Origin of the sequence: Anaerococcus marasmi, from assembly GCF_900290195.1 — a bacterium.
GTDB lineage: Bacteria > Bacillota > Clostridia > Tissierellales > Peptoniphilaceae > Anaerococcus > Anaerococcus marasmi.
The window spans coordinates 1,135,012-1,150,412 of record NZ_OLMF01000004.1 but is presented as its reverse complement, the minus strand read 5'-3'; the positions used below and the strand labels follow the sequence as shown (position 1 = coordinate 1,150,412).

14 protein-coding genes and 1 other annotated feature are annotated in these 15,401 nt (G+C 36.9%); of the genes, 10 read left to right on the top strand and 4 right to left on the bottom strand.

Going from position 1 to position 15,401, the window contains the following annotated elements:
* Together hydE and C7D97_RS05940 are read left to right on the top strand one after the other, a co-directional pair.
* Positions 1-1,044, top strand: a complete 1,044-nt coding sequence (gene hydE, locus C7D97_RS05945; protein ID WP_105301179.1) for a [FeFe] hydrogenase H-cluster radical SAM maturase HydE — start codon at positions 1-3, stop codon at positions 1,042-1,044.
* A 147-nt stretch (positions 1,045-1,191) separates the two neighbouring features.
* On the top strand, positions 1,192-2,460 hold the full coding sequence (locus C7D97_RS05940; protein ID WP_105301178.1) for an ISL3 family transposase: 1,269 nt from the start codon (positions 1,192-1,194) through the stop codon (positions 2,458-2,460).
* Between the two features lie 120 nt (positions 2,461-2,580).
* Here C7D97_RS05940 and hydF read toward each other — a convergent pair whose 3' ends face one another.
* Both hydF and hydG read right to left on the bottom strand, forming a co-directional pair.
* The gene (gene hydF / locus C7D97_RS05935; RefSeq protein WP_105301177.1) at positions 2,581-3,729 is read right to left on the bottom strand and encodes a [FeFe] hydrogenase H-cluster maturation GTPase HydF; all 1,149 of its coding nucleotides are present in this window, start codon (positions 3,727-3,729) and stop codon (positions 2,581-2,583) included.
* A 1-nt stretch (position 3,730) separates the two neighbouring features.
* Positions 3,731-5,149: a [FeFe] hydrogenase H-cluster radical SAM maturase HydG gene (gene hydG / locus C7D97_RS05930; RefSeq protein ID WP_105301176.1), complete on the bottom strand. Its 1,419-nt coding sequence runs from the start codon at positions 5,147-5,149 to the stop codon at positions 3,731-3,733.
* A 485-nt stretch (positions 5,150-5,634) separates the two neighbouring features.
* Positions 5,635-5,863 (top strand) — a binding site (T-box leader).
* Positions 5,864-5,914: 51 nt separating this feature from the next.
* Here hydG and C7D97_RS05925 point away from each other — a divergent pair.
* From C7D97_RS05925 to C7D97_RS05900, 6 genes are all read left to right on the top strand, one after another.
* Positions 5,915-6,943, top strand: a complete 1,029-nt coding sequence (locus C7D97_RS05925) for a methionine ABC transporter ATP-binding protein (RefSeq protein ID WP_105301175.1) — start codon at positions 5,915-5,917, stop codon at positions 6,941-6,943.
* A complete protein-coding gene (locus tag C7D97_RS05920) occupies positions 6,930-7,595 on the top strand; it encodes a methionine ABC transporter permease (RefSeq protein WP_105301174.1) in 666 nt (221 codons plus the stop codon). The genes C7D97_RS05925 and C7D97_RS05920 overlap by 14 nt, the downstream gene beginning before the upstream one ends.
* Before the next feature lie 8 nt (positions 7,596-7,603).
* Entirely contained in the window at positions 7,604-8,431 is an 828-nt protein-coding gene (locus C7D97_RS05915) for a MetQ/NlpA family ABC transporter substrate-binding protein (RefSeq protein WP_105301173.1), read from the top strand.
* Between the two features lie 53 nt (positions 8,432-8,484).
* Entirely contained in the window at positions 8,485-9,345 is an 861-nt protein-coding gene (locus C7D97_RS05910) for a MetQ/NlpA family ABC transporter substrate-binding protein (protein ID WP_105301172.1), read from the top strand.
* A 629-nt stretch (positions 9,346-9,974) separates the two neighbouring features.
* Entirely contained in the window at positions 9,975-11,162 is a 1,188-nt protein-coding gene (locus tag C7D97_RS05905; protein ID WP_105301171.1) for a dicarboxylate/amino acid:cation symporter, read from the top strand.
* Positions 11,163-11,329: 167 nt separating this feature from the next.
* Positions 11,330-11,614, top strand: coding sequence for a hypothetical protein (locus C7D97_RS05900; RefSeq protein WP_105301170.1), 285 nt, complete (start codon positions 11,330-11,332; stop codon positions 11,612-11,614).
* A 125-nt stretch (positions 11,615-11,739) separates the two neighbouring features.
* Here the strand turns inward: C7D97_RS05900 and C7D97_RS05895 are convergent, their stop codons facing one another.
* Both C7D97_RS05895 and C7D97_RS05890 read right to left on the bottom strand, forming a co-directional pair.
* Complete coding sequence (locus tag C7D97_RS05895) at positions 11,740-12,660, bottom strand: homoserine O-succinyltransferase (RefSeq protein WP_105301169.1); 921 nt, start codon at positions 12,658-12,660, stop codon at positions 11,740-11,742.
* 1 nt (position 12,661) lies between these two features.
* Positions 12,662-13,942, bottom strand: a complete 1,281-nt coding sequence (locus tag C7D97_RS05890; protein WP_105301168.1) for an O-acetylhomoserine aminocarboxypropyltransferase/cysteine synthase family protein — start codon at positions 13,940-13,942, stop codon at positions 12,662-12,664.
* Positions 13,943-14,325: 383 nt separating this feature from the next.
* Between C7D97_RS05890 and C7D97_RS05885 the strand changes: the two genes are divergently transcribed.
* Together C7D97_RS05885 and C7D97_RS05880 are read left to right on the top strand one after the other, a co-directional pair.
* Complete coding sequence (locus tag C7D97_RS05885) at positions 14,326-14,802, top strand: glutathione peroxidase (RefSeq protein ID WP_105301167.1); 477 nt, start codon at positions 14,326-14,328, stop codon at positions 14,800-14,802.
* 4 nt (positions 14,803-14,806) lie between these two features.
* Positions 14,807-15,292 (top strand): hypothetical protein, encoded by a 486-nt coding sequence (locus C7D97_RS05880; protein WP_105301166.1) that lies wholly within the window; start codon positions 14,807-14,809, stop codon positions 15,290-15,292.
* Positions 15,293-15,401 lie beyond the last annotated feature (109 nt).

The window sequence follows — 15,401 nt, the reverse complement described above, 5'->3', positions numbered from 1 at the left end:
ATGGAACTTAAAAATACTAAACATTACGATGATGAAACTCTAAAAAAATGGATAGAAGACGAAAGCCTAACAGATGAGCTTAACAAGAAGGCTGATGCTATTAGAAAAGAAATCTATGGGGATAAGGTCTTTGTCAGGGGTCTAATAGAGTTTTCAAATATATGCAAGAACGATTGTTACTATTGTGGGATAAGAAAGTCCAACGACAAGGTCGAAAGATACAGGCTTAGCGAGGAGGAGATTCTCGCTTGTGCAGACCTTGGATATAAGCTTGGATATAGGACTTTTGTCCTTCAAGGAGGAGAGGATGGACATTTCACAGATGATATGTTCATAGATATAGTCAAAAAAATCAAAAATCTCCACGATGATGTGGCCATCACCCTATCTTTGGGAGAAAGATCTTACGAATCTTATAAGAAATTGTTTGAAGCGGGTGCTGATAGATATCTTCTAAGGCAGGAGACTTCAGACAAGGACCATTACTCAAAGCTTCACCCAGAAACTATGAGCTTTGAAAGTAGGAGACAGGCCCTAAGAGACTTAAAAGAAATCGGCTTTCAAGTTGGGGGAGGCTTTATGGTAGGATCTCCCTACCAAAGGACAGAAGATATCATAAAGGACTTGCGATTCCTAGAAGAGCTAGAGCCTGCTATGATTGGAATAGGCCCTTACATGACCCAGCATGATACTCCTTTCAAGGACTTTCCTAATGGATCGTTTGAAATGACCCTAAGACTTGTCTCAATACTTAGGATTCTTTTCCCTTATGCCCTAATACCAGCTACAACCGCCCTAGGAACAATCAATCCCTTGGGTAGAGAAAGGGGCCTTCAAGCAGGAGCCAATGTCCTCATGCCTAATCTTTCGCCAACCATGGTGAGGGAGAAATACTCACTCTATGATAATAAAATCTGTACAGGAGATGAGGCGGCAGAATGTAGGGCTTGCCTTGAACTTAGAATAAAAAATGCAGGATACGAAATCGTAACCGACAGGGGAGATGTAATAACCTACGATAAGAAAACAAGAAAATACTCATAAGAAAAGACCTAAAAGGGGTCTATAATAAATCGTGTTGGTAGAAGTAAATGGTACTTCTGTCAGTACGATTTTTTTGTAAAAAAAAGAAGACATATTTAATCATTTACCCTATAATTAAATTAACCACAACTTAAAAGGAGATTAAATATGTCTAACAATTATTTTATTACAAATTTACTAAATATCAAAGATGAAAATCTTAATTTTTCTGATGGAATACACCACAAAGTCATTAAAGGTGTAACATATACAATTCTAAAAGCTAAATTAGAATATTCTGATCAAGTTTGCCTTCATTGTGGCTCTAACCATAACTTAATTAAATACGGCTTTAAATCATCTACTGTAAGATGTTCCAGAGCAGGTGATCATCCTGTTTTAATTGACTTGAAGAAGCAGAAGATGTTCTGTAAATCGTGCAATAAATATTTCTTACTTGAATCTAATATAGTCGATAAGTATTGTAATATTTCTAATCAGGTTAAAAGACATGTTCTTTCAAGTTTAACAAAAAAGCTATCTATGAAAGATATATCTGCTGATAATTACATATCTACAACTACAGTTGCTAGATTTATGGCTAAGTATGATAATGAATTCAATGTAGACTTTTCTTATCTACCAAAACACCTATCATTTGATGAGTTCAAATCAACCAAAGATGCTAAAGGAGCTATGAGCTTCATATATCTAAATTCAGATAATCACAAGGTAATTGATATTGTAGAGAATAGACAGCTATATTCCCTAAAGAAATATTTCTTATGCTACCCTAGGTATGTTAGAGATAAGGTTAAGACTGTATGTATTGATATGTATAGTCCCTATATATCACTCATTAAAGAACTGTTTGTTAATGCAGAAATCATTATTGATAGGTTCCATATCGTAAAACTATTTACAAATTCTTTTAACCATACTAGGATTGACACGATGAAGGAGTATTCTACAAGCAATATTAAATACAAAAGACTTAAGAAATATTGGAAACATTTTTTAAAGCCATACAAACTCCTTGATCCTATTCATTTTTTTAAACGTGTTCACTTCCCTAGTAAATTTGTTTCTGATGAAGATATTGTCGATATCAGTCTTGATGTTGATAAGACTTTAAAGAATACTTATGACTGTTACCAATGCTTAAGAGAGGATATTGAGAAAAAGGATTTTGAATTGTTTAAATTTCATTTAAATCACTTCAAGGATAAAGTTAGTGATAGGATGAGAACATCAATAGATACTTGTTATTATTACCTAGATTTCATCAAGAACTCATTTATTTATGATTATTCTAATGGACCAATTGAAGGGGTTAATAATTTTATTAAGGTTTTAAAGAGGATAGCTTTTGGATACAGGAATTTTGCTAATTTTAGAACAAGAATATTTATCACAAGAAATTTATTAGCTAGTTAAAAATTCAGGGATAGAAATTTCTATCCCTGATTAAGAATTTGGTTGATTATTATTTACCAACACGATTTGACAAAGAGCCCTTAAAAGCCTTAAGTACAAGTAAAAGCTTTTAGGTCTATTTTATTCTGGCAAAGATACGTCTTCGAGGATTCCCTTAAGATAGGCTATAGTTATGCCGTAGTTGGTCATAGGGATATTTCTATTCTTTGCCTCATCTACCCTGCTTAGCATAGTAGTTCTATTGAACATACAAGCACCACAAGATATGATTAAGTCGTATCTATCATAGTCGATAGGATCATCGCCTCTGTTAAATTCTATTTTAAGCTCTGGATATTTTTTCTTTAACATCTTTGGAATCTTGACTGTTCCTATATCCTCATCGATTGGAGGATGGCTACAGGCTTCTGATATTAGGATTCTTTCTAAAGGCTTATCAAGCCTTTTTACAGAATCTATAAAATAGGCTAAGTCTCCCTTAAAGGCAGAAAATAGAACGGAAAAGCTAGTAAGTCTTGTTCCTTTTTCTAGTAGATCTTTTGTTTCCTTAAAGACTTGTGAGTCGCAAATTACAAGGTCTGGCTTATCCTTTAAGGCCTTTAGGGTGTTTTCTAGGCTATCGAGGTCGCAAGATATGGCTGTAGCCTTCTTATCTATAAGCTCTCTTATAGTCATAACTTGAGGCTTAATAAGCCTACCCTTTGGAGCTGCCTTATCCTGTGGGATTACGAGAAGGACTATATCACCGCTTTTTACAAGATTTCTGGTGATAGTTAGGTCTTCTTTTTTGTAAAGATTTTTTATCTTAGCGAAGATCTTTAGCCTGTCGTCCTTATTTCTCACATCGATTGGGATAGGGGAAAGGGCCTGGTATTTTTCGTAAATCTTAGCCCCTTCGGCCATATCTTGCTTGCCTGCTACATAGATTATTGGCTTATTTTTCTTTTTTATTTCATTTAAGATTTCAAAATCTTCATCTAGGCTTAGGCAGTAGATAAAGATATCACACTTATCTATTATAGCTAGACTTTTGGCAATTCTCTTACTGCCGAGAACACTTTTATCAAACACTCCAGCCGTATCTATGAAAAGGACTGGGCCAAAGTCCGTTATCTCTATGGCCTTTCTTACAGGATCTGTCGTAGTTCCAGCAACTTCTGATACGATTGCAGTCTCAGTCCCTGTCATATAATTTAAGAGGGTAGACTTTCCGGCATTGGTCTTACCGAATATTCCAATGTGAACTCTCTCACTATTTTGCGTTTTCATATTAGATATAAAGGTCTCTTTGTCCTTGTTTGATTTTTTCTAGATTTTCTCTAGTTGATTCACGGACTTCTGGGTTTGGAATATTATTAAGCTCTCTTTGGATAAGGGCTTCGGCATCCCTTGCTGTCTTATCACTTGCGTAATCTATTACATATTCTTCGAGAGTTGTGAGGGCGTTTGGATGGCAAATATTGCCGATTCCGTGTTTTTTGACCATGCCCATAAAGGTCTCGCCAGTTCTGCCCATCCTGTAGCAAGCTGTACAGAAGCTAGGTACGTGGTCTTTTGATATTAGCCAGTCGATTACTTCATCTAGAGTTCTGTTATCTGATAGTTCGAATTGATCACTACCCTTGGTTTCATTTTCTGTATATCCTCCTACAGAAGTCTTGGAACCTCCAGAGATTTGGGAAATACCTAGATCTAAGAGCTTAGCACGGACCTTCTCGCTTTCCCTAGTTGATACGATCATACCAGTATATGGTGCGGAAACTCGTATGCAGGCTACGATTTTCTCAAACATTTCATCAGATAGGGAATTGTCGAAGTCGTTTGGATCAATATCGTCAGCAGGTTGGATTCTAGGAACAGAGATTGTATGAGGGCCGACATTAAATCTCGCCTCAAGGTGTTCTGCGTGCATCAATTGGCCAACGAATTCATATTCATAAGAATCAAGTCCATACAAAACTCCAAGTCCTAAATCGTCGATTCCTCCCTCGAAGGCCCTATCCATAGCTTCAGTGTGGTATTCGTAGTTAGATTTTGGACCGAACTTGTGGAGGGATTCGTAATTTTCCTTGTTGTAAGTTTCTTGGAAGAGGATGTAAGTTCCGATTTCTGCCTCGTGAAGCTTCCTGTAATTTTCAACAGTAGTAGCTGCGATATTTACATTTACCCTTCTTATAGCTCCGTTTTTGTGTTTGATATTATAGATTGTATCGATTGACTCTAGTATGTATTCTAGAGGGTTATTTACTGGATCTTCTCCAGCTTCTAGGGCAAGTCTCTTGTGTCCTAAGTCTTGTAGGGCTATAACTTGCTCACGAATTTCTTCTTGAGTGAGCTTTCTTCTTGGAATAGTTCTGTTTTGGCCGTGGTAAGGACAATAAGAGCAACCATTCACACAATAGTTAGACAAATACAAAGGAGCAAAAAGCACTATTCTATTTGCGTAAAACTTGTGTTTAAGCTCTTTGGCAAGGTTAAAGATCTCTTCGTTTAGGTCTTCTTCCTTACAAGATAAAAGCACAAAGGCTTCCCTGTGGCTTAGGCCCTTAGCCTTTTTTGCCTTATTTAAAATATCTATGATAAGCTCTCTATTATGGGCGTTTTCTCTACCATAATCAAGAGTCTCTAAAATTTCTTCATGGTTAATAAATTCACTAGCCTTGCTAGATTTTGGATTATATACTACCATATTACCTCCCTTTATAAATTCATTTATATTATAATACTTATCGGCCTAAAATGAAAATTTATCTATCTTTTAAGGGTAAATTTTCCCTAAAAATTATAAAAATCTGCTATAATTAAATTGTTATCATCCCTATACTGGTAACAGTTAGGAGGTGTTTAAGTTGGAAAAGTTGTATTCCCTTATCTTAACTATTACGGCAGATATAGTAAGCTACTATATTTGCAAGTGGCTAGATAGTAGAAGAGATGATAATTAGCCCAAAATAAAAAGCAGGAGCTACCACTCCTGCTTTTTTGTGTTTAAGTTGAACTTATATTCCCTTGTTCACTTTTATTATACAAGGATTTATCATTATTTCAATAGGCCTATTTGACGCTTTAAGGCTAAACTTAGGAAATAATATTTATACTTATACAAATTATTTTAAATTATTTGACAAGGGAAAAATACCATGGTATTATAGGATTATCAAATAAATAAAGTTTTGACACCATTTGAAAAGAAGAGTAGTCTAGAAAGATATTCTACAGAGAGCCCCGTTTGGTGAAAGGGGTGGATGTTGATTTAGATGAAGATGGCCTTTGATGGGATAGTTCGATATTAGAGCTATACGGGTCTTCCCGTTACAGAAGTAGAGTATGTCTGTACTTGATGAGTGCCTATGCGTGTGAACGTATATGAATTAAGGTGGTAACGCGAATTTTCGTCCTTAGTTTCCTTCGGGAAGCTGGGGACTTTTTTTATTACAATATTAGGAAGGTAAATATGATTGAGCTAAAGAATATTACAGTCGACTTTGATGGCTTTAAGGCAGTCGATGATGTAAGTATCAAAATCGAAAAACAAGATGCTTACGGGATTGTGGGCTTTTCTGGGGCTGGTAAGTCAACTCTTGTAAGGACTATCAACCTCCTCCAAAGACCAACTGAAGGAGAGGTCATAGTTAAGGGGGAAAGGCTCCTAGACTTATCCAATAAGGAATTGAGAAATAGGAGAAAGAAGATCGGGATGATCTTCCAACACTTCAATCTTTTGAATAATATTACAGTTTTGGATAATGTAATCTTTCCAATCAAGAGAGATAAGATTCCTAAAGAAGAAAAGATCAAAAAGGCCAAGGAACTTTTAGAGCTTGTGGGAATTGGTGATAAGGCTGACTCCTACCCTAGAGAGCTTTCCGGAGGGCAGAAGCAAAGATGCGCCATAGCCCGTGCCCTTGCCTCAGACCCTGAGATCCTTCTTTGCGATGAGGCGACAAGTGCCCTAGATCCAAAGACTACCAAGCAAATCCTAGCCCTCCTTAAGGAGCTCAATGAGAAGCTTAAGCTTACTATTGTAATCATCACCCACCAGATGGAAGTTGTAAAAGATCTTTGCAACAAATGTGCCGTGATGCAAGGCGGAAGGGTTATCGAAGAAGGAAATACCTTGAACATTTTCTCAGACCCAAAAGAAGAACTTACCAGAGAATTTGTAGAAACTTCAACCAATGTCGAAGCTACAATCGAAGAAGTTAAGGAAAATATAGGAATATTAAAAGAAGACGAAATCCTAGTCCAACTTAACTACAAGGGAGCAAGCACAACAGAGCCACTCATCAATGAAATCTATGATAAGTTTGGAATAAAGACCAATATCCTTGCAGCAAATATAGAATTTATTAGTCAAACGCCAGTTGGCAATCTCATAGTAACGTTTAAGGGATCAAATGGAAGTCTTGACGAAGTGCTAAGTTTTTTAGAAGAAAGAGATGTAAGAGTTAGAATTTTAGGAGGTAGAGATGGGATACTTTGATTATGCCTTATCCATATCAGATAGGATTGTAAAAGAAACTTGGGCGACCCTTCACATGCTTGTCGTTTCTGCAATATTTGCAGGAATCTTTGGCCTCATACTTGGAGTAATCCTCGTTGTGACAGACAGGGGAAGAATATTAGAAAACAGAAAACTTTACTCAGTACTCGATAAGATAACTAACACCTTTAGGGCAATTCCATTTGTAATCCTTCTTGCCCTAATTGCACCAATAACCAAGCTTATAGTTAACACCAGGATAGGTCCAACTGCAGCTATTGTTCCATTAATATTTTCAACAGTGCCATTTTTCGCAAAACAAGTCGAACAGGCCCTAGCAGAAGTAGATCCTGGAGTAATAGAAGCAGCAGAAGCGATGGGTAAGGGACCGGTTGAGATAATCTGGTCAGTTTATCTTAGAGAAGGACTTCCTTCCATAATCAGAGCCTCATCAATCACCCTAATCTCCCTTTTAGGTCTTACAGCAATGGCTGGCCTAATCGGAGGAGGAGGAATCGGAGATCTTGCCATAGCGGTAGGCTATCAAAGGTACAAGGACGACGTGGTCCTAGTATCTGTAGTAATAATCTTAATCATAGTATTTATAATCCAAGGAGTATCAAACATACTCATTAGAAAGACTAGCCACTAGGAGAAAATATGAAAAAAATATTTGGAATTCTATCGGCCCTGACCCTCGCAGTTTTAATAACAAGCTGTGGCGGTGCTGAGAAAAACGAAAGCGAAGAAGTGCTTAAGCTTGGAGTAGTAGGCGAGAGAAATGTCGAATACGAAGAAGCCATCAAAAGATATGAGGAAGATACTGGCAAAAAGATTGAGCTTGTAAGATTTAACGACTACAACCAACCAAACGATGCCCTAAAAGACGGTGATATTGACCTATCATCCTTTGCGACCTATATATTTATAGAAGACTATAACAAAAATCAAAATGCAGACTTCACTTATCTTGCAGATACAATAATATCGCCAATGGGAGTTTACTCACAAAAAATTAAAGATATAGGAGAAATTCCTGAAGGAGGAAAGATTGCAATACCTGTTGAAGTATCAAACAACTCCAGAGCCCTATACATCTTAGAATCTGCAGGAGTGATTAAGATTAAGGAAGGAAGCGGAGACTTTATAACCCTGGATGACATAGCAGAAAACCCTAAAAATATCGAATTTGTAGAGCTTCCAGCAGACCAAGTTTCAAGAGCCCTAGAGGATGTGGATGCAGCCCTTATCAACTCTGATATGGCAATGGAAGCGGGACTTTCCCCAACAGAAGATTCAATCTTTCTTGAAGATCCAGAAAATGAAAGAGCTAAGAACTTTATAAATGTAATAGCAGTAAAAGAAAGTAATAAGGACAATGAAGATATCAAAAACTTCATAGAAAACTATTATCTAACAGATGAAACAAAAAAGGTCATAGAAGACGAATACAAGGGAGCAGTAATCCCAATATTTAAACTAAGATAGGTTATTAAGATTAATATCTTTAATAATATAAATGTAAATTATAGGAGGAAATAATGAAAAAATTTACAAAAATCGCCCTAGCACTTGCTCTAGTCCTAGGATTTAGCGCATGTGGAGCAAACAATGAAGAAAAGCCAGCGGACAGCAAAGAAGAAGTAAAAACAGAAGAGACTTCAAAAAAAGAAGACGGCACAATTAAAATTGGTGTTGTTGGTGAATACAACGACGTCCTAAATGAAGTGATCAAAAGATACGAAGAAGGAACAGGCAAGAAGGCAGAGCTTGTAGTATTCTCAGACTACAGCCAACCAAACGAAGCTCTTCTAGCAGGAGATATCGACCTAAACGCCTACCAACACCACAAATTCCTAAACGAATTTAATGAATCAAAAGGTTCAGATTTAGTATCAATCGGAGATACAATGCTTGCCCCAATGGCCCTATACTCAAACAAGCTCAAATCAATTGACGAGCTAGAAGATGGAGCTAAAATCGCCATACCAAACGACCCAACAAACGGAGCAAGAGCCCTCTTCCTACTTCAAGAAGCAGGCCTAATCAAAGTTGAAGGTGAAGCAGGTGACCTAATAGGACTTGACAAAGTAACAGACAACCCTAAAAACCTAGAACTAATAGAAATGGACGCATCCCAAACAACAAGAAGCCTAGACGACTGCGACCTAGCAGCAGTAAACGACACCTTCGCCCTAGACGCAGGACTAGATAAAGAAACGGCAATATACAAAGAAGACCCAAAAACAGAATCAGTAAAACAATACATCAATGTAATAGCAGCAAGAAAAGAAGACGAAAACAACGAAGACTACAAAGAATTCGTAAAATACTACCAAACAGAAGAAACCAAAAAAGACATGGAAGAAATAACAGAAGGAGCATGGTTACCTGCTTGGTAAGCGCCGCTGACGCGCCGCTACCCGACCTGGTAGGGTCGCAAAGTAGCGAAGCGCTTTGCGATTTATTGTCTGCCTTGTTTAGAGAAAACAAGGCAGATACATAAGAGCAATAAATCTCCTAAATGGAGATTTCGTAGCGGAGTAAGTATTAAGATTACCAATCTGACCCGAAGTAGCGAAGCGCTTTGCGATTCAAAGTCTCTCTTGTTTAGAAAAAAACAAGGCAGATATATAGGAGCAATAAATCTCCTAAATGGAGATTTATTAGCGAAGTAAAACCAAAGGAAAAGTACGCTTTCGTAAGAAGAAAATAGCGTCATCTCACTTGTTTGAAAACCAACATGCCCCGAATCCACAAAGGATTATCCCAGAGCAAACTATTCTGACCCAAGTAGCGAAGCGGTTTGTGATTCAAATCCTCACTTGTTTATAAGAACTAAACGATGAAAAGATTTTTAATCGAGCCTTTGACTCTATGAAATCCATGTGAAATTTATCACTTCCAAAACAAGAAATATTAGCATAAAATGCTGGCTCATTATTTTCTAAAAGCATTTGTCTCTCCAAGATTTGAAATAATTATTATGGAAAATATGGGCTGGTATTTTTTTACCCAAAAGGAGGTCTAAATGAAAATTTTAAAAGAAAATAAATCGTCCCTAATATTATTACTGTCGATGTTTATTGGAGCTATTCTAGGACTTATCTTAGGAGAATCTGCAAAGAGCCTTCAAGGAGTAGCCAATATCTTCCTAAATCTCCTGTATGTATCAATAGTTCCAATGATTTTTACATCAATTGTATCATCTATTACAGGAATGAAGACTACCAAGACTATCGGAAAGATTTTAGGACTTATGTTTCTTATATTTATTATTACAGGCCTATTTGCAGCAATTTATATGATAATTTTCACTCAAATATTTGATCCTAGCAAGAACGCTGTCTTAAGTTTCGAAGATTTCGCTATAGAAAAAAGCGCTAGTATCGACTTTCTCGCTATGCTTACAGTAGATGATTTTTATAAATTACTATCTAGGGAAAATCTGATGGCCCTTATAGTCTTTTCCTTCTTCGTAGGACTTGCTATATCTAAGCTTGCTGATGAGGCAAGGCTTGTAAAGGACTTTATAGACCAATCCTCTAAGGTCGTTACAAAGATTATTTCATATATAATGAAGCTTGCTCCAATAGGCTTGGGTGCATATTTTGCAGTTCTTTTAGGAGAAAATGGCAAACAGATTGTAGGCCCCCTATCAAGGACAATCCTGATATTTGCCCTTGCTTCAATCATATATTTCTTCTTTGTAAATTTCATAATGGCCTTTATTGGAGGTGGTCTTAGTTCTTGCAAAAAGCTATTTAAGTATATGTGGCCGCCAGTTCTTACAGCCTTTGGTACAAGTTCCTCTGCGGCCGCCCTTCCTTCCAATCTTGAGGCAGGAAAGAAAATTGGAATCAGAGAAGATGTGAATTCAATAGTCCCTCCCATAGGAGCAAATCTCCACAAGGACGGGACGGTATTGATTCAGATTATAAAGATTGCCCTCTTGTGCCCTATATTTGGAATAAACTTGCTAGATCCAGATAATCTTTTGACAGCTATAGCGGTATCTGTAATAGCCTCATCAGTTATGGGGGCAGTTCCAGGAGGAGGCTACACCGGAGAAATTTTCCTCCTATCAGCCTTTGCCTTCCCTCAAAGCTCAATTCCAATAATGGTCCTAATAGCAACCATAGTAGATCCCCTAGCCACAGCCATCAATACAAGTACAGACCTTGGGGTAGCTATGATAGTAGAAAGATTTGTAAAATAAAGTAGAGCAGGATGCTTCAATGGCTCCTGCTTTTTACCTACAATTTTTTCTAATTTTCTGTACGAATATCGTGTTTATAGCCATAGGGACAGGGTAAGTGAATAAGGTGGGGGCTTTATGAAATAAAACTTAAAGCCTTAAATTAAAATAATAGGGGAAGATTAATTATGGAGAAATTAAATGAAGAAAATTTAGATAGGATTATTGATGAATTGCTTAAGGATGATGAAATATCTATAGAGGAGAAGAAAATCTTATTTAAATACAAGAAAAATCAGAATAATAGCTTTATGAATAGGATCCATTATCTTAAAGAAGATTTATCAATTCTAAATCTAGAAAAAGGAATAGGTGAAGGCCTAAGTCCTAAGCTATTAAAATTATATAAGGAATTGCTAAGGCAGTTGCCTAAAACTGGACCTTCTTCAATATTTAATGGACTCATAAAGTGAAATATCCATAATTTAGAAATGATTCTAAGCTATGGATATCTTAAAATTAAAAGCAGGAGGTCTAACTTATCTCAAATCGAAAATTGACGAAATAAGTTAGCTTATAAATCCTGCTTTTTTAATCTTTATTTAATCGTCTCTACATCGGAGATCTTGTATGGGGTGTGTTGGTAGACATAGTGGTTGATCCAGTTGTTAAAAAATATGTATCCAGTTGATCTCCATCTCTGGATAATTTTTTTATTTGGATCATCGTCTAGATAATAGTTTTCGGCAGGCTTGGTCTCAAGTCTATTTTTCTTATCTCTTCTATATTCATCATCTAGGGTATTAGTATCGTATTCTAGATGATTTAGGTTAAAGACAAATCTGTTGTCGATACTCTTAATAATAGTAGCTCCCATCTTATCGTCTGAAAGGAGGACTTTAAGTCTTGGAATCCTTTCGATTTCTTCTTTTCTGATTGTCTTATATCTTGAGTTTGGCATATAGAAGCTATCGTCAAAGCCCAGAAAGAGAGGATCGGAGCTTTCCTTATAGTACCTGTTAACTGTAAATATTTTCTTATCCAATGAGTCGATATTAACTCCATAGTAATAATCAAGTGCGGCTATGGCAGACCAGCAGATGAAAAGGGTCGAGTAGACATTTTTCTTTGCAAATTCAAATATCTTTTTGAGTTCCTCCCAGTAGATTATATCGTCGTAGGCCTTATGCTCTAGGGGAGCTCCGGTTATGATCAGACCGTCGTATTTTTTATCCTTTATTTCTTCATAGCTTACATAAAATTTCTCCAGATGTTTTTGATAATTCGAAGACTTGTAGCTTGCCATCGCTATCAAATCTATTTCGATTTGGAGGGGAGTGTTTGAGATTAGTCTTAGAAGCTGAACCTCTGTTTCCTTTTTGGTTGGCATGAGATTTACTATGCCGATCTTAAGGGCCCTTATATCCTGTGACTTGGCCCTTTCTTCTACCATGGTGAATATATTTTCTTTGTCTAAGGTTTCTTTGGATATTAAATCTTCTGGTATTATTACTGGCATCTTATCTCCTTACAGCCTTATCTAGGGCTTGGCTTATATCTTCGATAAGGTCATCTGCATCTTCTATTCCTATTGAAAGGCGGATTAGGCTCTTTGATACTCCAACCTTTTCGAGTTCTTTATCAGATAGTTGTCTGTGGGTAGATGAAGCTGGGTGAAGGGCGAGGCTTCTTGCATCTGCCACGTGGACTGCGAGTGTGATTAATTCTAGGGAGTCGATGAAACGACTCGCCTCATCTCTTCCTCCTTTTATCTCAAAGGACACAACTCCAGAGCCTCCCTTAAGATATTTCTTGGCATAAGGATAAGATGGGGAGGATTCTAGGAAAGAATAGGAAACAGATTCTACCTTGTCGGAATTTTCTAAAAATTCTGCGACCCTTAGGGCATTTTCTGAATGCTTGTTCATTCTCAAGGCTAGGGTATCGAGACCTAGAATTGTTAAAAAGGCGTTTTGTGGAGAGATAACTGCTCCGTAATCTCTTAGGCCAACTGTCCTAAGCCTTGCCCCGTAGGCTGCTTTTTTAAATTGTTCAGTAAAGATAAGCCCGTGGTAGGACTCATCTGGCTTAGTAAGTCTATCGAAGTCTCCACTTGCCCAATCGAAGTTTCCAGAATCTACTATAAGGCCGCCAAGGGCTGCTGCGTGACCATCTATATATTTAGAAGATGAGTAAGTTACAATATCGCAACCGTAATCGATGGGCTTAACTAGGGCAGGGCTTGCTAGGGTATTATCTAATATCAATGGAATATTATGCTCGTGGGCAATATCTGCGTAGGATTTGATATCTAGAACACTTGCCTTAGGATTTGATATAGTTTCTCCAAAGACTAGCTTTGTCTTATCATCAATTGCAGCCCTAAGCTCATCTAAGTCGTTGTGATTTACAAATTTTGTTTCAATGCCTAAATCCCTTAGGGTATTGGCGAGAAGATTGTAAGTTCCTCCATAAATATTATTTACAGCGACTATATTATCGCCTGCCTTGGCTATATTTAAGACAGCTAGGAGGTTGGCTGCTTGTCCAGATCCTGTCGCTACTGCGCACACTCCTCCGTCAAGGTCGGCTATCTTCTTCTCTAGGGCATCTATGGTAGGATTTCCCAGCCTAGTATAGAAAAATCCGTTTTCCTTTAGGTCGAAAAGGTCAGCAATCTCACTTGTCTTCTCGTAAGAAAATGTAGTCGACTGAACTATTGGAGGAAGATTACTTTCTCCGTTTTTTGCTTCATAACCTGCTCTAACACAAGCTGTATCAATGTTTTTGTATTTACTCATAATAGTAACTCCTTAAATAAATTTCATAAAATTTATATAAAAAAAGTCCCTAGGCCAAAAGACCTAAGGACGAAAATCCGTGTTACCACCTTAATTTAATATATGCTCACACATATAAACTTATCAGGTACAAACATACCCTTGCTTTGTAACGTAAGCTAACGTAGACATCTAATATCGAAGCCTCCTAGATAAAGACCATCTTCATACAATTTCCATCTACTTCTTTCACCAAAACGAAGCTCTCTGTAATCAAGTCCTTGTACTACTCTTCTTTATATAAAGTTTATGATAATGCAATTATATAACTAATTATTAAAAATGTCAACTGCAAAAATACTCCCAAGCTGTATAATATATACTAGAAGAGTCAAGGAGGTTTTATGACTAGTGTATATGACTTTACAGTTTTAGACAAAGATGATAAGGAAATATCCCTTAGTAAATATGAAGGAAAGGTCCTTCTTATAGTAAATACAGCAACCCACTGTGGCTTTACCAAACAATACGACGCTCTTGAGGCTTTATATAAGAAATATAAGGATCAAGGATTTGAGATTTTGGATTTTCCTTGCAACCAATTCGCAAATCAAGCTCCAGAATCTGATGAGGAGATAGATTCCTTCTGTGCCCTAAACTTTGGGACAAGCTTTGACAGGTTCAAAAAAATTGACGTCAATGGCGAAAATGAAGACCCACTTTATACCTTCCTTAAAGAAGAAAAGGCAGGGCTAGGAAAAGCCATCAAGTGGAACTTTACTAAGTTTTTGATAGATAGAGAAGGAAATGTAGTAGCACGCTTCGGATCAAACAAGAAGCCAGAGAATATGGAAAAAGATATAGAGAAATTGTTAGGATAGGAAAATGGACAAATTTGTAAAACTGGCTTTTGATTCCTTAAGGCATTATCTAGATACAGGAAAATATCTTGACAAGTACGATGAGGAATTCGAAGATAACCACAATGGTGTAATTATAGAAATAAAAATGGGAGATAAGAGAGAAAGAGCAGGCTCAATTTATCCGACCAGGAAAAACATAGGCCTAGATATAATCAACGAGACAGTTAATCTCGGAATTTTCAACAATGCCTTAGCTATCAAGAAAGATGACCTAGATGATATTTATATTCAAGTTCTTGAGATCAATAAGGTAAAGCCTATTTCTAAAATCGAAGACTTCGGAGTCTATCACGGTCTCTTACTAAATTACAACAACAACCCTGTCATAGTATACAGAAATGACTACGAAAGTGACTATCAGATGTATGAGGATGCTAAGGACAGGGCCAATATTGACGAGTTTGATGTCTACAACCTAGAGAAGTTTAAGATAGTTAGACACATATAGGAATTATATTTGACAAAAAACAATCTTAGTATTATATTATAATATAAATATGACGTTAAGAAGAAGAGTAACCCTCTATTAATCTAAAAGAGAGGCAGGTTAGGTGAAA

Excerpts from the sequence above, each read along its gene's own strand:
- C7D97_RS05925 (WP_105301175.1), top strand. The coding sequence starts at position 5,915 with ATGATTGAGCTAAAGAATATTACAGTCGACTTTGATGGCTTTAAGGCA.
- C7D97_RS05895 (WP_105301169.1), bottom strand. The coding sequence starts at position 12,660 with ATGCCAGTAATAATACCAGAAGATTTAATATCCAAAGAAACCTTAGAC.
- C7D97_RS05940 (WP_105301178.1), top strand. The coding sequence starts at position 1,192 with ATGTCTAACAATTATTTTATTACAAATTTACTAAATATCAAAGATGAA.
- hydE (WP_105301179.1), top strand. The coding sequence starts at position 1 with ATGGAACTTAAAAATACTAAACATTACGATGATGAAACTCTAAAAAAA.
- C7D97_RS05910 (WP_105301172.1), top strand. The coding sequence starts at position 8,485 with ATGAAAAAATTTACAAAAATCGCCCTAGCACTTGCTCTAGTCCTAGGA.
- C7D97_RS05890 (WP_105301168.1), bottom strand. The coding sequence starts at position 13,942 with ATGAGTAAATACAAAAACATTGATACAGCTTGTGTTAGAGCAGGTTAT.
- C7D97_RS05915 (WP_105301173.1), top strand. The coding sequence starts at position 7,604 with ATGAAAAAAATATTTGGAATTCTATCGGCCCTGACCCTCGCAGTTTTA.
- C7D97_RS05905 (WP_105301171.1), top strand. The coding sequence starts at position 9,975 with ATGAAAATTTTAAAAGAAAATAAATCGTCCCTAATATTATTACTGTCG.
- hydF (WP_105301177.1), bottom strand. The coding sequence starts at position 3,729 with ATGAAAACGCAAAATAGTGAGAGAGTTCACATTGGAATATTCGGTAAG.
- hydG (WP_105301176.1), bottom strand. The coding sequence starts at position 5,149 with ATGGTAGTATATAATCCAAAATCTAGCAAGGCTAGTGAATTTATTAAC.
- C7D97_RS05885 (WP_105301167.1), top strand. The coding sequence starts at position 14,326 with ATGACTAGTGTATATGACTTTACAGTTTTAGACAAAGATGATAAGGAA.
- C7D97_RS05880 (WP_105301166.1), top strand. The coding sequence starts at position 14,807 with ATGGACAAATTTGTAAAACTGGCTTTTGATTCCTTAAGGCATTATCTA.
- C7D97_RS05900 (WP_105301170.1), top strand. The coding sequence starts at position 11,330 with ATGGAGAAATTAAATGAAGAAAATTTAGATAGGATTATTGATGAATTG.
- C7D97_RS05920 (WP_105301174.1), top strand. The coding sequence starts at position 6,930 with ATGGGATACTTTGATTATGCCTTATCCATATCAGATAGGATTGTAAAA.